Source organism: Dellaglioa sp. CoH-55-MRSF-8 (assembly GCF_056782195.1).
This window is the reverse complement of the sequence record NZ_JBXAYH010000042.1, coordinates 1-285: the sequence shown is the minus strand read 5'-3', so window position 1 is coordinate 285 and position 285 is coordinate 1.

Below are 285 nucleotides of genomic sequence, written 5' to 3'. Positions count from 1 at the left end.
GTGCGTACGTGACGCAAATCCCGGGCGCGGAAATCCCGTTCCTTGGCATCACGTTCGACGCTCACTAAGCATCGGTTCACAAACAGCAATTTTAATTCAGTCACCTGAGACTTGAATTGCTCGGGTCCTGTCCTGATCAATAGGTCAGGACCCCTACCCAAAATATACGGAGTACTCACATGCGTACCAACAAGATTCAAACGTATGCGGCTAAGAAGCCTATGGTCAACGCTTCTGAATACCGCTTTGACGGCTCGCAGGAACGCGCTGTCGGCGCGAACGGTG